The sequence below is a fragment of the Andreprevotia chitinilytica DSM 18519 genome (assembly GCF_000711875.1).
GTDB classification, from domain to species: domain Bacteria; phylum Pseudomonadota; class Gammaproteobacteria; order Burkholderiales; family Chitinibacteraceae; genus Andreprevotia; species Andreprevotia chitinilytica.
The window spans coordinates 121,991-143,777 of sequence record NZ_JONM01000005.1; the positions used below are offsets into that span (position 1 = coordinate 121,991).

Consider the following 21,787-nt stretch of genomic DNA (forward strand, 5'->3'; position numbering starts at 1 on the left):
AAAATGCCCGGCCAGATAGGTCGGGTATTTTTTTGGCTGTTGGCAGGCAGTGGCGCGAACTGCGCACGCCAGCGCCGACACCACTTCGTTACGTGTCCTTTTACGGGGCGGCCAAGTAAAATCCGGCACGGGAAAGCGCCAACGCAAGTTCGCTTTCAGCGCAATGGATCACCGCATTTTCACGAACAGATACCGCAATTTCGTTCTGTTCTTCACGCCAATTTAATCAATCAGGATTCAGCATGAGCAGTTTGCCCAAATGTCCCCAATGCAGTTCGGAATATACCTACGAAGACGGCAGCCTCTATATCTGCCCGGAATGCGCGCATGAATGGCCCAAAGATGCCGTGGAAGAAAGCGCGGATCAAAAACGTGCCGTGCACGATTCCAATGGTAATGTATTGCAAGACGGCGATACCGTTACCGTGATCAAGGATTTGAAGGTGAAAGGGTCTTCTTTGGTGGTTAAAGTGGGCACCAAAGTGAAGAATATTCGCCTCATCGAGGGCGATCACGATATTGACTGCAAAATTGATGGTATTGGCGCGATGCAGTTGAAATCGGAGTTTGTGAAGAAAGCATGATTAAATGCTGTGGCTGAATAGCCGAGATCACGCGTCGTAGGCCGACAGTTCCCGCAGAGGTCGGCCTGCGCGTGATTTTAGGAGCCAGGGTGTAATGAATGTCTATGAATTTGAATCTCAGCTGGGAATAGTATCCCGTACAAGTTTCAGGTCAGGATTGAAAGAGTACGAATTCTAGAGAATGCCATGATTCGGAACGCCCAGTTTTTCCGTCAATTTTTCAAGATTCGCAAGGGTGTCTTTTCTTTGTGCGCTGAACGTCCTGCCGCCGAGGCAGCCGAGGTTAAAGTCACCTTTGTAGACGTTAAATAGGTAGCCAAGGACTTGGTTTCTGTTTTCGGTAGCGTAAAAATAGATATAGTCGCTCACGACGATTTTCTTTGATCGGAAGTAAATGAGTCCGAACAAATCTCTTTCTGTCCATAGGGTGCGATTTTCAGCGCAGTAATGAATGCTATTGCTGTAGCAAAATGAAAAAATAAACGTGATGGAAAAGAAAAAGAAAAAAAGCACAAATGGAATATTTTCTTTGATCGCGCCGCTGATGCAGAGGAGCACGAGTACTGTCGCTTGAAAGGTCAAGGCGACAGCGCCAAAAATGATTTCACTATATGGCGTCCGTCGGAATATGCATTCAACGTCCATGCTTATCGGTATCCATTGCGATGGAAGAACTGTTTTAATCGGCGGTCCATAATACGGAAGCTGCTCTACCTTGTCTGACGGGTAATGTCTGCTTCAGACAAAGCCTGCCGCTGCAACGCCCACAACACCGCCATCGCCGCCTGCCCCAATTCCACCGGCACAAAAACATGATCGTGAAACGCCGCCGCAATCACGTTGCAGCTGATATTGGCATTGCCCAATGCCGTGGCGAATGCGGCGGTGAGTCCGACGGCTTGCAGGTCTGAATGCACGGTCAAGGTGATCCACGCGGCGCGAAAGAGCACCGGCAGCCCGGCTTGTTGCGCTTGTTCTTCTGCGAGCACGACGGTCAGCCCCTCGGCCTCGCGGAAGGTGCCAATGGGGTCGAGGGTGCGCAGGTCGGTGTTTGGCGGGACAGTGGAGAAAACATATACGCCGTCGTTGAGCACCGGCTGCATGGATTGCAGCAGCGTAGTCAAGTTGGAGATGGGCGGCACGGGCTTCCTTGATGATCATGGCTGAACATCGGCACGATGCCGCAGCGTGCAGGCGAGAGCAAGGCGCTAACTTTTTGTGCGTGGCGCATACCGATTGACGATGCCCCCTGCGCATTCCCCGCAATGACCGACAGACACACTCAGAACAACTCCAGCTCGCCGCCAATTTCTTCCGGCTGCGCCGTCCGGTCGACGTCGAAGTCCACCTGGCCGTCGTCGGACGAACAGATGCACACGATCAAGTTGAAGCGCACGTCGTCGCCGATGGCGACTTCATAGGTTTGCGCATGCGTGGGCTCAAGCAGGTCGACATACGCGGCGCAGCTGCTTTCCAGAAAGAAGGGGGTGGACATGCCGGCATGGCGGAATGCCTCGCACAGCGCTCGGTTCACCTTGCCGCAGATCATGTTGACGAGCTCGGCGTAGGCATCGAGCAGCAACTGCCCTTGCAGGTCTTGGCTGCGCGAGTGGCGTTGCAGGTACTGCACGGTTGACGGGCTGCTGTCGAAATCGAACAAGGCGACGATGCGAAAGAGATAGGACGAGATATTGAGCACGACCAGCTTGCGCTCGCCTTGCTCTGCCTGAGTGATCTTCCGCTTGTCGAACCTGCTGTTTTCGCCGGAACCGGCATGGATGTTGTCTTGAATCGACTGTTCGAACAGCCATTCGATCGCCGCGACGGCGCGGGGAGTCATCATAGGGTCAGTGGGCTGCGGTGATGGTCGAGTGAATGTTGTCGGCGGTGGATTGCAGCGCGAAGACGGCGGTGCGGATCATGTTGCCGCTGGCTTGCATGTCCTGGAAGGTGGTGGTGGTCACCAGATCGTTCTTGTGCAGGTTCTGCTTGTAGTCCTGTCCCAGCTTGCTGGAAGTCATCGCCAGTGCGCGCACGCCATCAGCCACCACGGCGAAGCCGCGGCCGTGCTCGCCGGCGCGAGCGGCCTCGATGGCGGCGTTGAGGGCCAGCATCACCACATTCTTGACCACGGTCGCGAATTCCTCGTTCTGCTTCTTCAGCTCGCGGTTGTTCGCCAGGATGGCCTGCATCTCGTCGTGCCAGCGTTCGATGGTCTTGACCATGCCTTGCAACGAGTCAACGTCGCGCCTGAGCGAATCGTGCTGCGTGCCCAAGGCTTGCCGCAGCGCTGCCAGTGCGGCGGCGTGTTCATCACGTGCCTGGGCGAGGCTGGCTTCCTTGTCGCGCTCGGCCAGCGCGGCGGCGTTGCTGGCTGCCGTTTCATGGGCGGCGATGGTTTGGTCGAGCTGCTGCTGCAGCGCCACGAGCCGCGCCAACGCATCGTCTTCACGCGCCTTGGCCTGCGCGGGCGATAGATGGTCGGACAAAGCCTGGATGCGGGCATCGTGGGCTTGCAGTTGCCGGCGGAAGTCCTGTTTTGCCGCACGCAGCCAGAAGCCAAGCGGCACGGCGCCTAGGGCGATGCCGGCCACGATGGCTAGCAGGGTGTTTACCAATGAATCCATTTCTCACCTTGATGTAGCAAAACCTTGGGTGTGACGTTCCCCCCTTGCGCGAAGGGGGCAAACACACCATCGCGTTCCCGCTTCCTAAACCACCAGCTTCTTGAACGTAGCCAGCACCGAAGCGCCGTTGAAGGGTTTGACGATCCAGCCCTTCACGCCGGCAGCCTTGCCGCGCTCCTTCATGGCGGGGCTGTTCTCGGTGGTGAGCATGATCACGTTGACGGTGCTGTTCTTCAGCTCGCCGCGAATCTTCTCCACCATGGTGAGGCCGTCCATGTTCGGCATGTTCACGTCGCTGACCACCAGCTTGATCGAGGAGTCGGCGCGCAGCTTGTCGAGGCCGTCCTTGCCATCGGTGGCCGGGACAACGGTAAGGCCGTTTGCCTTGAGGAAGTCGCACACTTCGTTGCGAACGGTGCTGGAATCGTCGACCACTAGGACTTGTGCCATGGTTGCTCCTTTGTCTTGCAGAGGATGAAGTGGCCGAGCCGCCAAGCGGCCCGACCGGATGAATCGCTGGGAATCAATTAAAGCGTCGAGACTTCGCCGCGCTGGCTCAGCGGCTGGGCCTCCGCGTGAGCCGAGGCATCGCGCAGGTGCTCCAGCTGGTTGTCGTCCACCTGGATGGCATAGCTATCCGGCAGGCTGATCACGGTCTTGAACTGGCGGAAGTTCGCGCCGACCGCGTCGTCGGTGAAGCGGATGGCGATCTTGCCGCCTTCACGCCGGACGAAGTCTTGCACCGCATCCATGCCGACACCGCGGCCGGAGATATCGGTCACGCGTTCAGCAGTCGAAAAGCCCGGGCGGAAGATCAGGTTGGCGATCTCGTCATCGCTCAATGGCTCATCGACGCTGACCAGCCCCCGCTCGACAGCGATGGCGCGGATGCGCAACAGCGCCAGACCGCGGCCGTCGTCCCAGAGCGCGACTTGCAAGGTGCCATCCGCCACGGCGAGCGAGATACGCAGCAGGCCGTTCGCCGCTTTGCCGGCGGCGGTGCGGACGTCGGCGGCCTCAAGCCCGTGATCGACCGCGTTGCGCACCAGATGCATGAATACATTCTTGAGCAATCCGCTGGCCTGGTTGCGGATGACGTAGCCGTTGTCGTCGATGCGGATGGATGGCGTGGCCTTGCCAAGCTCCGCTGCCAGCGCAGGCACCGCGTCCAGCACGGCGCCAAGGGTGGCGGCAATCGGTTCCGTGCCTAGCAGGCGCAGTGTCTTGCGCACGGCATCACGCGCTGCCACCAGCTCGTGCAGGTTGCCGGTGTTGACGGTTTCCAGCCGGTGCAGGGTTTCCAGAATCTCGCCCTTGTCCACCAACAGATAGCGCTCGGTGACGCCACGCCGGCCGGGGCCGCGCCGGCCCAGGCTGACCTCATTGATGTGGGAGTAGCGCTCGACCGCGGCGCGCACGCCGGCCAGCTCGGCCAGCAACGAATCCTGATCCCAGGCGATGTCCGGGCGCGGCTTGCGCAGCGCTTCGTATGTTTGTTCGGCTTCGTGCACGACATTGGTCAGATGCTGCAGGCCGTAGGTGCGCGCATTGCCCTTGATGGTGTGCATGTTGCGGAACAACTGTGCGAGCGCATCGGCATCGGGCTCGATGTGCCGGTGCAGGACGATTTCGTTTTCGTCGATGAAGGTCAGTGCGCTGACGATGAACTCGTGGAACTTCTCCTGACTCACCGCCAGAATTTCGCCGATCATTTCCAGCTCGTGCTTCTGCTCGTTGGCTTCCAGCGCCAGTTTGCGCAGCTCGGTCACGTCTCGTACGCACAGCATCAGGCGCACGACGGTGTCGTTGTCGTCGGTGATCGGCGACCAGTTCAGGTCGAGGATTTTCACCCGGCCGTCCGGCATGCGCTTTTCCACCTCGCCCACCAGCAGATGCGCGTTGAAGTCGAAGTTCATCGCATCCTCGCCGATGCACGATCCGATGGCCGCCTCGACTTGCGAGAGCACGTCCGCGCCCAGATGGGTGTCGGAGAAGATCAATGCCATCACGTCACGGTTGGGGACGTCGTTGGTTTCGAGGATGGTTTCCAGATAGGCCGAGTATTCGTGGTGAATGCGGCTGCCCGCGACCACGGTGAGGATGCCCTGCGGCATGTTCTGCAACATGGCCTGGATATCGGTGGTCTTTTGCTTGAGCTGCGCCGAGCTTTCCTGAATTTTGGCGAGCATGGCGTTGAAGGCTTCGGTGGAGCGCCCGATCTCGTCGGCACGCTCGACCGGCACGCGGCGGGTGAAGTCCTGACTGGTCGCGATCTCGCTCATCATCGACTGCATGCGGCCGATCGGGCGGATGATCTGGCGGTAGAGCATGAAGCCGATGGCAGAGAGCACGACGATGGCCAGCACGGTCACCACCGACAGTGCCGACACCGTACTTGCCAGCCGGCTGTTCAGCGAGGCGATGGCGGCGTCCTTGCTGCGGGTTTTTTCGATGCGCAGCGTGTCGATGATTTGCTCAAGCTCGGTTTGATACTGCGCCACGCCGGCGAACAAGGTGGCCGCCGCCAGCTCGTTCTGCCCCGCGACCTTGAAATTCGCCGTGTCGTCCACCGCCGAGAAATAGTTATGCAGGCTTTCCTTGGCCTGCTGCACCAAGCCGCGCTGCGTATCGCTATCGGCCTGTTGCTGTTGTAGTTCCAGGCTCGATTGCAGCTTGGCCTTCTGGCCGGTCAGCCTGGTTTTGATCTGGCTCACCAGATTGGCATCGGGGGCCGATACCAGATTCATGGTGGCGAGTTGCACATCCTTGAGCTGCGAAACCAGATCGGCCGAGGCCAAGGCGCTGGGCACCACGCCTTCGGTCACCAGCTTCACCTGATTGGCGTTTCCGCGAGATTGATAGGTGGCGTAGCCGCCGATCGAGGCAATGGCGACGAAAGTCGAAACCACCAGGATCGTGATGCGTTGACGGATGTCCATGTGGGGCTGACTCCTTGATTCGCTTGACGACTGGAAACCAAGTGTAGGGGTGGCGAAAGGATGTACCGCAATGCAGCAAAATCTGGCGCTAGTGTTGCCGTCGAATATGAAACGCTGATGAAGCTTCGCCACAGCCCGTTGCAGGCTTGGCAAATGGCGAGATGCGCTGGAATTGAAAACGCCCCCAAGATGGGGGCGCTGGTGTGATTGCGGTGCGGTGGTTTCGTAAGTTTGCGTGATCGCGCTTCAGGAGCAGACGATCCGCGTCACGGCCGGGAAAATCATGCCGTACATGATCGGGCTTTTCTTATCGAGGAAGGTGTTGGTCTTGCACTTCAGGGCCGCGGCGTTGACCTGGATGGCGTTTTCGCTTTCCGGGTCCATGGCGACGTAATAGCTCTCGTCCCACAGGCCGACTTCCAGCATCTCCTTGCGCAGGTCGAGTGCGTCTTTGATTGTGAGCGAGAAGCTGTAAACCAGCTGGTTGCCTTGCAGCCGCGCCTTGAAATCGGTGGCTGGGTTGGCGTTGAGCGGCCCGCGCGTGGTGCGCAGGTGGTTGAAGTAATTGAAGTTGGCGAGGTTGTCGAAAGCATCTTTCTTGAGCTGCGCGACTTCCTTGTTGTTCAGCTGCTTTTTCAGATCGCCTTTCGGGCGCACATCGCCCATCAACATGCCGGTAAAGCCTTCATCGAACGTCCATTCCTCTTGCAGCGTCGGTGCGCCTTTGGCGTCGATGGCAACGGAGACCTTGAACTGCGCCCACACATGCGGATGGGCGTTGGCAGCGGGTAGGCAAACCATGCTGCCAAGCACGGCAAACGTTGCGGCAAGGCGGCGGAAGAGGGAAGTCGACAAGATCATGGGCACGAGGGAATCAGGCTGCGATGGGGGTAACAAGGCCAGTCAGCAACAGCGCTGCTTGCAACAGGCCAAACAAGGTAATCACGATCGCGCCAGTGTAGCTGGCGATGCGGCCGGCGCGAATGGCACGTTGGGTATCGCTGCTGCCACGCGTGATCAATTTGCGCACGCCCAGCATGCCCAGACTGACGGTCGAGACGGTGATCGCTACGCCCACGCCCATCGCCAGCGTTGCGATGATGCCGACCGGGTAAATCTCGTTCGCCAGGCAGAACAGCAATACCACGATCGCCCCAGCGCAAGGCCGCAAGCCGACGGCGGTGCCGGCCATGAACATGCTGCGGCCGGTGTGGCCTTTGTTTGGTTCGGGTAATTCGGGCGACGTCATTGCCTTGTAGCGGAAGCGGTGCGGCGTGCCATCGCTGGCTTTATGCGGCTGGTGACGATGTGGCGCAATCGGGCTGGATTGCGCGCCATCCTTGGAGTGATCGTGACCGCAGCTATCCAATCCCTTGGAAAGCCGCCGCAAGATCACCATGCCGTACACGGCGATGGCCACGTAGCTCACCGTCTCCAGCGTGGCGGCCTGATTCAGCAATTGGTGTGCGCTGAAGTGCAGCACTGCCGCAAACACGCTCACCAGCACGATGGCGGACAGCGACTGCACCAGCGCCGCCCAGCCACTCATCAGCAAACCGTGGCTGATCCGTGCCCGCTGGGTGAGGAAATAACTGCCGACCACCACCTTGCCATGCCCCGGCCCCAAGGCATGCAGCACGCCATACAGGAACGACAACAGGATGATCGCCATCCCCGGCGCCCAATGGCCCTTTCCCTTGCTGAGTTCCAGCTCGTGGCGGATGGAGGCATTCAATTCGAGCTGATAGCGGATGCTGGCCTGCAACCAGGAGCGGATCGGTTCCGGAATGACTGCCAGCTGCGCTTGCGGTTGCTCGACGACCTTGGCCGGCGCAGATGCATCAGGCGCGGGCTTGTCGCTCCGGCCGAAATAGTCGACCGCGTGGACTGGCGGGCTCGTCAGCGCAAGCAATGCGAATAGGGACAGGCACAGCAAAAGCCATTGCGCGACAGCAAGCGGATGGCGAGAAACGGGGAAGCTTGAATACATGGCAACGGATGATCCGGGAGGGGGCTGCGTCAGGGGCGACGCAACACGGCAAGTCTTGTGGCGACCCGAGTAATAGTTTGATGGATTACGCGGCCGGCTGGTAGCCCTTCGCGCCTGCGCCATAGCGGCGATCAGCGGATGCGGTCGGGATGCGATACGAAAAACGGAACATACCCGAGATGTGTGACTGTTTTTTGCAGCTTGAGCGCGAATCCACCCGTAGCCCGGACGGCTTGGCCGGCCGGGGAGCAATGGTGAAATCGGGTGCTGCGGCCTTGGTATGTGCCACCCCGGCCGGCAAGCCGTCCGGGCTACGAAGTCAGCGCGACTTCAAGCGGCGCTTAGAGCCTGTTCAAAGTCTTTTCTGGCAACGGGTTACGCTGCCATCCCCCCTTTTTTGAAGGGGGCTAGGAGGGATTTCTGCGACATCTCAATATCTACCGGCGTCGAAATCCCCATCAATCCCCTATGCCTGGACGAATCAGAAGATTCGCACGGCACCAAAAGGGGGAGGTAAAACCCCGCAGCATTTTAAGTTGGCAGTTTGCGAGACTTTGAACAGGCGCTCAAACCGGCAACCCCGCCGGCGCAACGCTCACCCGCCAGCCGGCATCGAAATGGATTTCGATCTCCAGCGTGGCGGAGGCAAAGCCCAGTTGCACCGGCAGCGGCACGCGTCGGTAATCGATCTGGCCGAGCAGTGTTTTCAGTTGGGCCGAATCGCATTGCCAATCCGGCGTATCCGGCAAATGGTCACTCACCAACAAGTGCGCGCGACAGGCGCCGATGGTTTGGTCTTCGACGGTCAGTGTGGCGAGCTGATATTGCAAGGACTGCTGCCACCCATCACGCAGGCTGAGCAAGCGCATATCCGGCCGGCGTTGCGCAGGCGGTGGCGGTTGATCGTGGTGCTCTGCGACGAGATCACCCCAGCTGGCACGTGCTGATGGCATTACTGGCGCGGCTTGGGCGGCGATGGCAAGGCCGGTGACGGGCCCGGTGGACGGGGCGATATTTTCAACCTCCGCAGTTTGTGGCGCTGCTGGGGCAGCCGGCTTCTCAACGATAGGCAACGTACGTGGGGCGACGCGATCCAGCGGTCGGCTTGGCGCGATGGCTTTGGCGAGAACGACCGGCACCGGTACTTGCGGCGCAGTCGACTGCGAATGAGTCAGCGCACGCGGCGCGAGCCGGACATGCAGCCAGCGAGCCGGCTGCGTCTTCGTCATCGCCGGTCTAAGCCCCGGAAGCACCAGCAAGGACGCATGCAGCAGTAGCGCAGCCAGCAACGCAAACTGCAGCGTAGCCGGTTGCACAGGGGACCGCACGGAGGGCTGCACTGTGGAGGGCAACGCGGCCGAGGGCAGCCGATGACGCAACGCCATCATCATGCCGCCCTTGGCGCGCGGTGAGGCTTATTGCAGCACACCGCCGATTACCGCTGGCGCAGCCGTCACCGCAGGTTCGGTGCCGGTCGGGGTGGATAAGCCGGTCTGGTCGGGCAGCACGAGACTGGTCGGCAGGGTCAGCGTGGCGCAGTTGGTCAGGTCTGGCTGTTTCTGCATCCGCTCTTCCTTCGCCAACGCCTTGCTGAGATAGCTCTTGGTGTTATCCGTGGCATCCTGCAGTACCGAGCCATCGTTGAGCGAGAACTGTGGCAGCCAGCGTGTACCCGGCCCGCAAGCGGTCGGCTTGTTGCTCAGCGGATCGAAACAGATGCCGGGAATGCCTTGCAGCTGGCCAAAGCCTGCATATTCCAGCCGGAAGCTCGACCCATCCTTGTAGGGCACCTTGGTCAGCAGATCGCTACTGCCCAGGCTGACGCTGGAAGCGAGATAGCTGAAAACCACTTCCAGCGGGGAATCGAACTTGAGGAAGTTGCCGCTGCCGTCTTTCAGCAGCGTGAGCTGGTTCCACGAATTGGGGCCGGTTTCCCAGGTGTAGAAATGATCCAGCGCCTGCCAGGCTTTCCACGAACAAGTTTCTGCGGGGTTCCAGTCGCACTTCAGCAGGTTCAGATTGGTGGGGGTCGGGTCGAACAACAGCCCGGTTTGCAGGCCGAACTGGAACTGGGTGGCGCTGTTTGTCGTCATCAGCACCGGCGTGCTGCCTTCCTTCAACAACATGCTGCTCAAGTCGAAGGTGTAGTTGTTCGGTGTGCCGGGGGCATGATAAGGATTGGCGGCGGTCAGCTGGGTGGTATCCGGGCAGCTTTCATAGCAGCGCAAGGTGGCGGGTGGTGGCGTAGCGTCATCCGGCCGTACCAGCGTTTGCAGCACCAGTTGCACTGCGGATGTATCACTGAAGGTGGCTTGCGAATGATCCGGGTTGAACAGCGCGATACGCACGTCGCCGCCCAGGGATTGTGAGAACGCCTGGAAATCCTGTTGCGTGCCGAAATCGCTGGATGTGAGCGCCACCGGTGGATTGATGTCGATCCATTGCATCGTCCCGCCTTGCTGTTGCTGCATCTGACGCGTCTTGATGAACGCGTGCTGCGCGCTATCCCAATGCACCTCGAATTGCGTGCCGGGCGTGTTGTTCTGCCCCATGGTTTGCCAGTTGAGCGGAATGCCGGCGATCGAGCCCAATGTGACTTGCTTGCGCGTGTGCAGTGTCAAGCGGCCACCGGCCTCAAACAGCGTATAGGGCACGCCGGCGCTGCCATTCTGCGATTCGCGCGTGACCGTATCGCCATTGCTGAGCGTGCTGCCGTCCGGCAACCACAGGCCCCAATAGCCGACGTAACCATGCAAGGTGTTGCCGTTTTTCGTCACGCTGATCGGAAAGCCGCTGTTACGCACAATGCGGTCGCCCGTCACGCTGTCGTAAAGACCGTAGCTCCACGCCGTTTGATCGAAGGCCGTGCGGCTGTAACACACGTCCGACGCACCGCTCTTGCGGTGGAAGAAATTGCTGTCGAAAGCGAAGGTGAATTGCGTGCCGTCGCCTTCCACGGTCGTGCCGTCACCTGTCGTGCCGTCGGCGCTGCGATCCAGCACCACACGCTGCACCTGCGGCCCGCCGCCATTGCCGTTATTCGAGCTGGTGTCATAGAAAGCGAGCTGCGGCTTGCCGCCTTGCAGCGTGACGGCCATATAACCCTGCATGACGGACGTGGTCCCGACCACGCCACCCACCACCGGGTAACCGATGTAATCCAGCTTGAACAACCCCAGCGGATTGCTCGCCGAAGCGCCGGCGCTGACCACCATATGGGCTTGAATCTTCATCTTGCTGCCATTGCCGCCGCCCGCTCCTGAAACCCAGAAATCGATGGCCTCCGGGCTGGCGTTGTCGGCACGGGTCACGTTCAGCGTCCACGTCATGTAGTTCGGACTATTGCTGCCCGAGGTCTGGTCCTGGCTGCTGGCCGCCGCTGCATTCGGGTCGTCTTTGTTCGATTTGCACGGGTTTGAATCGACCAGCGCGCGGTAAGGGCCCTTGTTGACGAAGGCGTCGTACTTCGTCTGCGCGATGTAACAGAGAATCTCGTTGATCTGCGCGAACGCCTCGGCCGAGCGCTCCGCCACATGCACTTCGACCGGATCGGTATTGAAGGCCGAAGTGGCCGGCACCGCAGCGTAGGCGGCCAGGGCTTGAAAGAAAAACGGCGCGGCGACAATCAGCTTGCGAACGGATTTACGCATGGTCATGGCGGCGCTCCGGCTACTTGGCATCGACAACGCTGACTTGCTGCGCCACCGCAATCCCGGCAACCGCATTGCCCGACGACGAGCTACTGCTGGTGCTGCCACCCCCGCCGCCAAAGCAGCCGGTGAGCGCAACGCCTACGCCCAGTAAAAGAACAATCACACCGAGACGGTTACAGATGGGGCTCATCACATCCTCCTGATCGAAAGACAACGTCATTCGGTTATAGATGGGCTTTTTGCGGCGGTTGCGTCAGGAAAACGGGAGGTGTGATCTGTATGACAAACGGTTAGGCTGACACGGAAATGGCTTGTTTTTGTGGGATTGGGGGTGTAGCACCCCGTCAACTTGACGCGCTGCAGGGGTTTACTTCCCCCTTTTTTGTGCCGTGCGAATCTTCTGATTCGTCCAGGCATAGGAGATTGAGGGGGATTTCGACGCCGGTGGATGTTGAACTGTCGCAGAAATCCCCCCTAACCCCCCTTCGAAAAGGGGGGAATGGCAACGTAAACCGTTGCCAAAAAAGATTTTGAACAGCGCTCTTAACAAGCGCTTGCGCCATCCTGCCGGCATCGGGACAATCCGCGTGTCGCGTTCAATAGCGCGATCAGGATTGGCGTCCTGTGCATGAATCGGACAACTGCTGCAAAGCGGTTTTTTCGTCCGACACCCCTGTGGTGCGTCCATTTATCAATGGCGGGCCTAGGTGGTGGCATCTTCGGATGCGCCGGTTTCGTGCACGGTACGCCAACACTGCCTAGTGCCTGCCACCCTCGATTGGCGTCGAGGTGGCGGCTCTTCAACCGCACGAAAGGAGGCGCATCATGCCCGATCTACCTTCCTATTACCCTGAATACCCGGTCGTACCCCCAGCCCCGTTCAACGACCTGAACGAACAACCTGCCATCGATCCGGCCGGCCTTGCCTACATGGGCATGGATTGCGCGGCCGAGTTGGGCCGGCTGTTCAAGATCATGACTTACCTGACCGAGCACGGCTCGGCGGCGCATCAATTGGCGCGTAGCGGCATGCAGCTGGCAGAAAACCGCCGTAGCGCAATCGATCTGGCGCGTTTGTATGTGGAAGGGCGCAGCGATGCAGGTGAACGCAGAGATCGTCGTTAGTTGGTGAGTGGCAAGAGAATCAAGAACCCGCGTTGTAAGGTGCGGGTTTTTTCTTGGGCGTTACTCTGTGACGCCAGGAGGGCGGCCGGCATCATCTTTTGGCAGAGCATCTAGGTGGCAAATTATTATTTTTTAACAAAGATATGTATAAGTTTTATCAGGTAAATTATTTCATAGTTCTTTCATTTAAATTATTAAATTAATTGAATTCAGGGGTTTTTTTGAATACAGTACGGTATGTTCCTTTCTGGAACGTCTTGGCAGCCATGCCCGCGCGGCGTCCGTAAGCGTATGAACGCCGCCATGAACGCACCGCCTCTTGATTGAAACATCTCATTCATGCGAGGAAGTTGAATCATGAAAATGCAATCGATGATCGACCCTGTCTCCCAATCCGTCCGCCGGGCACGCGGTATGTGGGCGAGCCTGCTCTGCGCGACTGCCTTGTCAGGATTAATGGCTAATGCCTACGCGTTGACAACCAACGCTGGTTTCTCCGGCATGGAGACCTTTACCTCCACAGGAACATGGACTGCGCCACCGCTTCTTGACTTGCAGTCTGTGAATCATGTGCAGGTGATTTTGTGCGGCGGGGGTGGCGGGGGAGTAGCAAACCAGTTTCAGTTTAGTTCTGGGTCTGGTGGTGGTGGTGTGCTAGCGGTTTTACCTGTGACGCCCGGAGAGACTTACACCATTAACATTGGGGCGGCGGGCACTTCTTCGCCATCGGATGGAGGTGATACTTTTTTTGCCGCATCAAACGGAGCAGTGCTTGCGGTGGCGTATGGAGGAGGAGCTGGCACCGCAGGTCGTGGCGGCAGCGGTGGCCCTGTGGCAAGAAACGTTGCTGTTGTAGCTGGTCAAACTGCTCCCGGTGTTAGTACTCCAGGTGCAGCAAGTGCACTATGTGCTACTTATGCCCCGAGGGGTTCAGGGGCAGGTGGTGGCTTTAATGCTAATGGTGGCCCTGGTTGGGCTGCAGTGATCTGGTAATGCCTTATCCAACCAAGTCTGCATTCAAAATCAAATAGTGGTTGGGACTTTGCAACTCCGGCAGCGTGGGTTACGCCCCAGTCGCTGAGCGACATAAATGTCGCACGCGAGGGCTAACCCACCCTACGAGTGGCTCAGGCTTGTGTTACTGCAGCCCCGGAATCTCCCCAAACAACTTTTCCCACAACGTCCGCACGCCGACCATATCCGCTGCCAGCGGCGCAAACGTCTCGACGGCCAGCGTGCTGCCATTCAAGCGGCTGGCATGTTGCAGCCGGCGTAGTTCGCGGTAGGCGCGTTGGGTTTGTTCGACCAGCGCCGGGTCGAGCAATTTATCTGCAGCGGCGAAGCCGAGCAGGGCGATGTTGCCGCGGTTGGCGGTGAGGCGTGGGTGGTTGTGGGCGTTGGCGAGCACGAGATATTGCACGATGAATTCGATATCCACGATGCCGCCGCGGCAGTGCTTTACGTCGTCCGGGCGGGCGGGGTGGGATTCGAGCATTTTGTGGCGCATCTCGACCACGGCATCGTGCAGCGGTTTCGGTTCGCGCTTTTGGCGCAGGATTTCCTCGCGCACGCTTTCGAACCACACGCCAATATCCTTGTCGCCGGCAACGAAGCGGGCGCGGGTGAGGGCTTGGTGTTCCCATACCCAGGCGGATTCGCGCTGGTATTGCTCGAACGCTTGCAGGTTGGAGACGAGCAGGCCGGATGCGCCGTTCGGCCGCAGGCGCAGGTCGATTTCGTACAGTAGGCCGGCGGCGGTGAGGGTGCTGAGCCAGGTGACGATGCGCTTGGCGAGCTTGGCGTACAGCTCGCTGGCGTTCGGGTGGTCGTCGTCGTAGAGGTAAACGAGGTCCAGGTCGGAGCCGTAGCCGAGTTCCTTGCCGCCCAATTTGCCGTAGCCAACGATGGCAAAGCGTGGCGCCGGACGGTGTTTGCCGGGTAGCTCGGCCCAGGTTTGTTCGAGCGTGACGGCGAGCACCAGATCGGCAAGGTCGGAGAGATGATCGGAGACCGTTTCCAGCGGCAGCAGGCCGGCGAGGTCTTGCGCCACCAAGCGGAACACTTGCGTGTGCTGGAAGTGGCGCAGGCAGTCCATCTTGGCTTCGGTGTCGTCGTCCAGATCGTTGAGTTCCTGCCGCAGGATCAGGCCGAGTTTTTTCCAGTCCGGCACTTGATACAGCAGGCGCACGTCGAGTAGTTCATCCAGCAGGATCGGGTGTTGCGTGAGGTAAACCGAGACCCATGGGCTGGCGCTGTAGAGGCTGGCGAGGCGCTTGAGCGTTTGCGGATGTTCGGCGAGCAGCGCCAGATACGATTCGCGCCGGCCGATGGCGGCGAGCAGATCGAGGATGCGCATCAGCGTGGCATCGGGGTTGGGGTAGCCGGCGGCGACTTCGATCAGCGGCGGCAGGATGGCGTCGACGCGTTTGCGGCAACGATCCGGCATCTGTTGATAGGCGCTGCCGCTGGCGAAGGCGTTGAGGCGGCGCTGCATTTCATGGGCGTCTTGATAGCCAAGCTTGGCGAGTTCGTTGTCGGCGTTTTCGCCGTTTTGCGCTTGTTGCCACAGCGCGGCGTGCGGGTGGTTTTCGTCCTGATTGGGCGGGAGCACGAAGACGGTTTCAAAGTGCCGGGTGACGCGACCACGCTGGCGTTCCAGCTCGGCAGTGAAAGCCGGCCAATCGGCAAAGCCCATGCTCTTGGCGATGCGTTGCTGGTCGATATCGTTGCCGGGCAGCATCTGCGTTTGTGCGTCGTCCAGATACATCATGCGGTGTTCGAGGTTACGCAGGAAGGCGTAGGCCTCTTGCAGCTCTTTGACGGCCTCTTGCGAGAGCAGGCCCAGGCGGGCGAGTTCGTCGAGGATGGCGCGGGTGGGGCGTTGCTGCAGGCTCTTGGTGCGCCCGCCGCGAATCAGCTGGAACACTTGGCCGATGAATTCGATCTCGCGAATGCCACCTGGGCCGAGCTTGATGTTGTCGGCCATATCGCGCCGGGCGACTTCGCGGCGGATCTGGCTGTGCAGCTCGCGCATCGAGTGATACGCGCCGTAATCGAGGTATTTGCGGTAGACGAAGGGGGTGACGAGTTGCATCAGTGCTTCGCCATCGCCCGTCAGCGGCCGGCCCTTGATCCAGGCGTAGCGCTCCCACTCGCGGCCTTGCGTGAGCAGGTAGTTTTCCAGCGCGGCGAACGAGCAGGCCAGCGGGCCGGCATCGCCGAACGGGCGCAAGCGCATGTCCACGCGGAACACGAAGCCGTTTTCGTCGATGTCGGCGATCAGGTTGATCAGTTTGCGGCCGACCTGCGCGAAGTATTCGTGATTGGTGAGGTGGCGCGGGCCATCGGTCACGCCATCTTCCGGGTAGACAAAGATCAGGTCGATGTCGGACGACACATTCAGCTCGCGCCCGCCGAGCTTGCCCATGCCGACCACGATCAGTTCTTGCGGCAGTTTGCTGTCTTCACCGATCGGTGTGCCGATGCGCTCATCCGGCTGGGTGGCCCAGCTCAGCGCGTGCTGCACGGCGATTTCCGCCAGATCGCTGACGGTGTGGACGGCTTCGGTCAGGTTGGCGAGGCCGGATAGTTCGCGGGCGATCAGCCGCGCCATCACCGCTTGGCGCAGACCGCGCAGCTGGCGCTTGAAGGTGGCTTCGTCGCTGGCGGGTTGCTTGAGCAGGCGCAGCTCCATTTCGGAGCGGGCGAAGGGCTGATGCAGATGGGTGGAGGTTTCTTCCGCCAGTTGCGGGTGGCGGTTGAACAGGCGTTCAAGGTAACGGCTATGGGCCAGGGCGGCGGCGAGGTTGGCGGGGAGCGTGTTGGAGCTGGGGCTGGAAGTGGGCTCGGTCATAAGCGAAACGTCTGGAATCCGGTAGAATATTAGGTTCTGTTGACACAGGTTTGGGTCGTCGTAAAACCTCTGGCAACGAAACGCTGAAGTTGTTTCATTTGCTCCATATTGAATGACTCTATGTCATGCGGCAGTGCGTGCCAATTTGCACTGTTCGATTCTTCCCACGCTTCACTTTGCAGCCCACACGATTTACTTGATGAAATTGCGCCGTACTTCTTATCTGTTGTTGGCTTTGGCAAGGATCGCTCGGGCATGAACATCGCGTTTGGGCCCACGTTGCGCCGCGCTGGCGAGCTGACGTTGGCAGTGTTGCGCTGGCATTCGCGGCTGGTATTGCGATTGTTGCTGGCGTTGGCGGCGCTGCTGGTCTCGCTGGCGCTGGTGTGGCAGTTCTACCTGCTGCCCCGGCTGGATGAGTTCCGGCCTGCCATCGTCAATGCGATTGCCAAGGCTGCCGGCACCAAGCTGGCGGTGGAAAAACTATCCGGCAGTTGGCGCGGTATCTTTCCTTATCTGCGCATCGATGGCGTAACGGTGTTCGATCCTGCCGGCAAACCGGCGATCCAGCTGGCTTCGGTTGATGCTGAGGTTTCGTGGCTGTCGATCCCCACACTCACACCGCACTTTCATCGCCTGGCACTCACGGCCCCCAAGCTGAGTGTCGCGCGTGATGCGCAAGGCGTCTGGCATCTGGGCGGCTTTGCCTTGCGCGAGGGGCATAGCAACGACAACCGCTTTGTGGATTGGTTGTTGGCGCAGGGCGAGTTGTCGCTGACCGGTGGCGAGGTCGCTTGGGATGATTACCTGAGCGGTGCACCGGTCGTGATGACTGGCGTGCAGGTGGATGTGCAGAAAGCCTTCAACCGCCACCGTTTCACCATCTCGGTTACACCGCCCAACTCGCTGGCGTCGCCGCTGCAGGTGGATGGCAGCTGGTACGGCAATCAGGTGGCGGATTGGCGCAGCTGGCATGGCGAGGCCAATTTCCGTCTCGATCAGTTCGACCTCACCCGCATCGCCCGCTGGCTGCCTGCATCGCTACGCGGCCCGGTGGCATGGCAAGGGCAGGGCGGTGGCGAAATCAGTTTCGGTTTTGCCGATGCACAACTGCATCGCGTCGACCTGACCCTGCAAGGTCGCAATTGGCAGGGTACATATGCCGATCACGCTCTCCGTCTGGCGCAGTTTGACGGCAAGGTCAGTTGGCGGCTCACCGGCAGCGGTGTCAGCGCCAGCCAGCAATTGACGCTCAAGGCGGCGCGTATCGATACAGATACCGGCGCGCTGTGCCGCGATTGCAGCTTGCAAGTCGTGCACGACAAGGGCTGGCAGCTTGAGGCGAAGGATTGGCAACTGGCGCCGCTGGTGGCATTCAAGCCGCTGCTGCCGCCGGAATGGCAAGACAAGCTCAACCCGGTCTCGGCCAGCGGCTACGTCAAACTGGCGCATGCAACATGGAGCGATAACGCCAAGCTGAACGATTACAGCGGCGAGCTTTCGCTGCAAAACGCCAGTATGGCGGGCTATGTCGGCTGGCCGGCGCTGACGGGTGTCAATCTGGATACCAAGTTCGATCAGAGTGGCGGCAAGCTGACTTTGACGAGTGACGATTTCCACCTCACCGATCCCAAACGATTCGTCGAACCGCTGCGCTTCAACCAGATGAAACTCGCAACGAGCTGGAAGCGGGATGGCAAGGTCTGGCTAACGCAGGTGGACAAACTGCAGCTGCAAAACAGCGATATCTCGTTCTCTGCCAAGGGCACGCATCGCTACGATGGAACTGATTTGGGCGATGCGGACATACAGGCGGATATCGCCCGCCTGCGTGCGAATCGGGCCTATATCTATCTACCACGCGATGTGGGCGATCAGACCTTGGCTTGGCTCAAGCTGGCGCTCAAGCAAGGTGAGGGCGAGAACGGCAAGGTGGTGCTGAAAGGCCCGCTGATGAAATTCCCGTTCGATGGCGACAAAGGCGGCGTCTTTCAGGTGACGGCAAATGCGCGGGATGTGGCACTGCATTACGCGGATGGCTGGCCGGAGATCGAAAGCATCAACGGCAGCCTTGATTTCCACGGCAACCGGATGGAAATCCACGGCCGCAGCGCCCGGATTCTCGGCGCGACGGCGCAGAACGTCGCCGTGCTGGTGCCGAACCTCGCGTCGCCAGACCCGATGTTGCAGGTGGATGGCGTGGCACGTGGCCCGACCAGCGAGTTCCTGCGCTTCCTGCACCAAAGCCCGCTGGCCAAGCGTACCGACAGCTATCTGGATGGCCTGAAGACCGAGGGCGATGGCGAGTTGCAGCTCAAGCTCGATTTGCCGCTATACCGCTCGGATCATTCCAAGGTCAGTGCGCAGTATCGCTTTGCGGGTAACCAACTCGATTTCGGCGGTGGCGTGCCGGTGCTCTCTGCTGCGAAGGGGGTGCTTGGTTTCACTGAAAGCCAGTTGCAGATTCGTGATGCCCAAGCCCAAGCCCTGGGTGGTGCAACCCATTTGTCTGGTGGCACCGATGCCAGCGGCAATCTGGCGGTGCAGTTGTCCGGGCAGGCGCAGCTGGCCGAGTTGGCCAAGCGCTATACGCTGCCGTTTGCCGAGCGCTTCAAGGGTTCCGTGCCGTATCAGGGCTCGCTCACCACGGTGCGGGAGGGCTATGAACTGGCCTTGCAAACGCCACTGACCGGTGCGCAGATCGACTTGCCCGCGCCACTGGGTAAGTCCGCTGCCGAAAGCCGCCCGCTGCGGGTACGCATCGCAGACAAAGGCAAGCAGACCGATATCGAATTTGGCTATGACCGGCAATTGCAGGGCGCTTTTGTCTTGCGGGATGGTCAGCCGACCTCTGGGCAAATCGGCCTGAACCGTGCGCCAGGCACGCCTACCCAGCCAGGTATCGTGGTGGTCGGCGGCTGGCCGGAAATCAATCTGGATGCGTGGCGCAAGGTCGCCAGCGGTTCTACCGGCAAGAGCGGTGGCGATGTGAGTGTGACGGGCGTCGACGTGACCTTCGGTCGCGCCAGCGGCTGGGGCTATACGCTGAACGATTTCAAATTGCAGCTGCGTGGCGATGGTTCCTCATGGGCGGGCGATATTGCTAGCCGTGAAGTTGCCGGCAAGCTGAACTGGAACGGCAACGGGCGCGGCAAGCTCGCGGCCCAACTGAGCAAGCTCACTTTGCCGTTACCGCCCGCCAACGGACCGGCCGGCGACAAAGCCGCGGCAGCTACCGCAACGAGTGCCCCATCGCCATTGCAAACCCTGCCGGCGATGGATCTGCACGTTGAGGACTTCCGCTACAAGGACTTGCAACTGGGCAAGCTGGATGTGGATGCTGTCCAGCAGGGTGAAATCTGGCGGCTGAATGACGTGACCATCGCCAATGCGGACGGCAAGGCGACCATGTCCGGCCTGTGGCGGCAACGGCCGGGCAAATCGCGGGTCGAGGCCAAGTTCAACGCCAATACCGAAAGCCTGGGCAAACTGCTGACGCGACTGGGCTATCCGGAAACGATGAAGCGGGCGCCGGCCAAGATCAGCGGTGATCTGGCATGGGATGGCGATCTGTTCCCGCCTGACCTGAACACGCTGGAAGGTTCGATGCGGCTGGATGTGCAAGCCGGCCAGTTCAGCAAGATCGATCCGGGTGCGGGGCGTTTCCTCTCGATCCTGAGCTTGCAATCGCTCACCCGCCGCGTGCAGCTCGATTTCCGCGATGTGTTCTCGGAAGGCTTCGAGTTCGATTCGATCAAGGGCGAGGCGACGATGCAGCATGGCGTGGCGCGGACTGACAACCTCGTCATCGCCGGCCCGGCAGCGCAGGTGTTGTTCCGTGGCGACGCCAATTTCGTCGCCGGCACGCAAAACCTGCGTGTACGCATCGTGCCGGTGGTGGGCGATTCGGTGGCCGTAGCGGCGACCATCGTCAACCCCATTGCGGGTGTCGCTGCCTTCTTGTTGCAACGTATCCTGAAAGACCCGCTCGGCCAGCTGGTGGCGTACGAGTACGATATCAGCGGCACCATGCGCGATCCGCAAATCACCCCGGTCAAGCAGCTTGGGTTCAAGTCGCATGCCGAGAAACGGTCCTAATGGGCACATCCAGTTAGCAAATTGAATAAGAGAGTCGAGACGCGATCATGAAGTCATTCACCGCTGCCGCTATTCAAATGATTTCCACGCCGGAGGTCGCCACCAACCTCACAACTGCGCAAAGGCTGATTGCCGATGCAGCCGGGCAAGGGGCGACGCTGGTGGCGCTGCCGGAATACTTCGCGATCATGGGCGCGAAGGACACCGACAAGCTGGCGGTGCAAGAGCAATTCGGCGATGGCCCGATTCAGACCATGCTGGCCGAAGCTGCCGCCAAGCACGGCATCTGGCTGGTCGGCGGCACCTTGCCCTTGGTTTCGAGCGACCCTGGCCGGGTGCGCAACGCCAGCCTGGTATTCAATCCGCAAGGTGAGTGCGTGGCGCGCTACGACAAGATTCATCTGTTCGGCTTCGACAACGGTGCCGAGCGCTATGCCGAAGCCGATACCATCGAGCCGGGCGATGCACCGCTGGTATTCGATACACCGTTCGGCCGCATTGGTGTGGCGGTGTGCTATGACCTGCGCTTCCCCGAGCTTTTCCGTGGTCACGATGTCGACGCCTGGGTGCTGCCAGCTGCGTTTACCGCCACCACTGGTCGGGCACACTGGGAAGTCTTATTGCGTGCCCGTGCGGTCGAGAACCAGTGTTTCTTCATCGCCTCAGGGCAGGGCGGTTTGCATCCAACCGGCCGCAAGACCTTCGGCCACAGCTTGATTGCCGATCCGTGGGGTGAGCTGCTGGCGCTGGTCGAAGAAGGTGAAGGCATCGCACTGGCGGAACTCAAGGAAAGCCAGCTCGAACGCGTGCGCAAGGTGTTGCCGGCGCTGAAACATCGCGTGCTGTGATTGCGTAGCGGGCCTGCTGGCGTTACCTTGCCTTATTCGATGTTCATATTTATTTCGTCGGCCATGCGGC

Annotated in this window: 16 protein-coding genes and 1 pseudogene; 5 read left to right on the forward strand and 12 right to left on the reverse strand. The window is 60.1% G+C overall.

Translation table 11 applies throughout. The annotated features are described in order from the left end of the window. Positions 1-242: 242 nt before the first annotated feature. Positions 243-584, forward strand: coding sequence for a zinc ribbon domain-containing protein YjdM (locus tag BR41_RS08570; RefSeq protein ID WP_035055255.1), 342 nt, complete (start codon positions 243-245; stop codon positions 582-584). Between the two features lie 174 nt (positions 585-758). On the opposite strand, the gene BR41_RS08575 is transcribed toward BR41_RS08570, so the two are convergent. The 11 genes and pseudogenes from BR41_RS08575 to BR41_RS08630 form a co-directional block, all read right to left on the reverse strand. Continuing rightward, complete coding sequence (locus BR41_RS08575) at positions 759-1,229, reverse strand: hypothetical protein (protein ID WP_035055257.1); 471 nt, start codon at positions 1,227-1,229, stop codon at positions 759-761. 65 nt (positions 1,230-1,294) lie between these two features. After that, entirely contained in the window at positions 1,295-1,726 is a 432-nt protein-coding gene (locus tag BR41_RS08580) for an ACT domain-containing protein (protein WP_035055259.1), read from the reverse strand. A gap of 140 nt (positions 1,727-1,866) precedes the next feature. Further along, complete coding sequence (locus BR41_RS08585; protein ID WP_156970618.1) at positions 1,867-2,424, reverse strand: hypothetical protein; 558 nt, start codon at positions 2,422-2,424, stop codon at positions 1,867-1,869. Positions 2,425-2,431: 7 nt separating this feature from the next. Next, positions 2,432-2,698 (reverse strand): annotated as a pseudogene (locus tag BR41_RS25125) (methyl-accepting chemotaxis protein); the annotation flags it as partial. A 597-nt stretch (positions 2,699-3,295) separates the two neighbouring features. Then, a complete protein-coding gene (locus tag BR41_RS08595; protein ID WP_035055261.1) occupies positions 3,296-3,661 on the reverse strand; it encodes a response regulator in 366 nt (121 codons plus the stop codon). 77 nt (positions 3,662-3,738) lie between these two features. Next, positions 3,739-6,150: a HAMP domain-containing protein gene (locus BR41_RS08600; protein ID WP_035055263.1), complete on the reverse strand. Its 2,412-nt coding sequence runs from the start codon at positions 6,148-6,150 to the stop codon at positions 3,739-3,741. A gap of 246 nt (positions 6,151-6,396) precedes the next feature. Continuing rightward, on the reverse strand, positions 6,397-7,005 hold the full coding sequence (locus BR41_RS08605; RefSeq protein WP_169741273.1) for a DUF1007 family protein: 609 nt from the start codon (positions 7,003-7,005) through the stop codon (positions 6,397-6,399). A 19-nt stretch (positions 7,006-7,024) separates the two neighbouring features. After that, the gene (locus BR41_RS08610) at positions 7,025-8,140 is read right to left on the reverse strand and encodes a nickel/cobalt transporter (protein ID WP_051710513.1); all 1,116 of its coding nucleotides are present in this window, start codon (positions 8,138-8,140) and stop codon (positions 7,025-7,027) included. A 566-nt stretch (positions 8,141-8,706) separates the two neighbouring features. Beyond that, complete coding sequence (locus BR41_RS08620) at positions 8,707-9,468, reverse strand: hypothetical protein (protein WP_156970620.1); 762 nt, start codon at positions 9,466-9,468, stop codon at positions 8,707-8,709. An 87-nt stretch (positions 9,469-9,555) separates the two neighbouring features. Next, positions 9,556-11,796 (reverse strand): hypothetical protein, encoded by a 2,241-nt coding sequence (locus BR41_RS08625; protein ID WP_035055283.1) that lies wholly within the window; start codon positions 11,794-11,796, stop codon positions 9,556-9,558. 13 nt (positions 11,797-11,809) lie between these two features. Then, on the reverse strand, positions 11,810-11,983 hold the full coding sequence (locus BR41_RS08630) for a hypothetical protein (protein WP_156970621.1): 174 nt from the start codon (positions 11,981-11,983) through the stop codon (positions 11,810-11,812). 635 nt (positions 11,984-12,618) lie between these two features. On the opposite strand from BR41_RS08630, the gene BR41_RS08635 reads away from it, so the two are divergent. Both BR41_RS08635 and BR41_RS25540 read left to right on the forward strand, forming a co-directional pair. After that, on the forward strand, positions 12,619-12,918 hold the full coding sequence (locus tag BR41_RS08635) for a hypothetical protein (RefSeq protein ID WP_035055289.1): 300 nt from the start codon (positions 12,619-12,621) through the stop codon (positions 12,916-12,918). Between the two features lie 501 nt (positions 12,919-13,419). Beyond that, positions 13,420-13,911 carry a glycine-rich domain-containing protein gene (locus tag BR41_RS25540; protein WP_373278339.1) on the forward strand — a complete coding sequence of 164 codons (492 nt, stop codon included), beginning with the start codon at positions 13,420-13,422 and terminating at the stop codon, positions 13,909-13,911. A 145-nt stretch (positions 13,912-14,056) separates the two neighbouring features. Here BR41_RS25540 and glnE read toward each other — a convergent pair whose 3' ends face one another. Further along, positions 14,057-16,771 carry a bifunctional [glutamate--ammonia ligase]-adenylyl-L-tyrosine phosphorylase/[glutamate--ammonia-ligase] adenylyltransferase gene (glnE, locus tag BR41_RS08640; protein WP_051710514.1) on the reverse strand — a complete coding sequence of 905 codons (2,715 nt, stop codon included), beginning with the start codon at positions 16,769-16,771 and terminating at the stop codon, positions 14,057-14,059. 255 nt (positions 16,772-17,026) lie between these two features. Here glnE and BR41_RS08645 point away from each other — a divergent pair, with 255 nt between their 5' ends. After that, entirely contained in the window at positions 17,027-20,869 is a 3,843-nt protein-coding gene (locus BR41_RS08645) for a YhdP family protein (protein ID WP_035055292.1), read from the forward strand. Between the two features lie 47 nt (positions 20,870-20,916). After that, positions 20,917-21,717 carry a carbon-nitrogen hydrolase family protein gene (locus BR41_RS08650; RefSeq protein ID WP_211251703.1) on the forward strand — a complete coding sequence of 267 codons (801 nt, stop codon included), beginning with the start codon at positions 20,917-20,919 and terminating at the stop codon, positions 21,715-21,717. Positions 21,718-21,787: the final 70 nt, after the last annotated feature.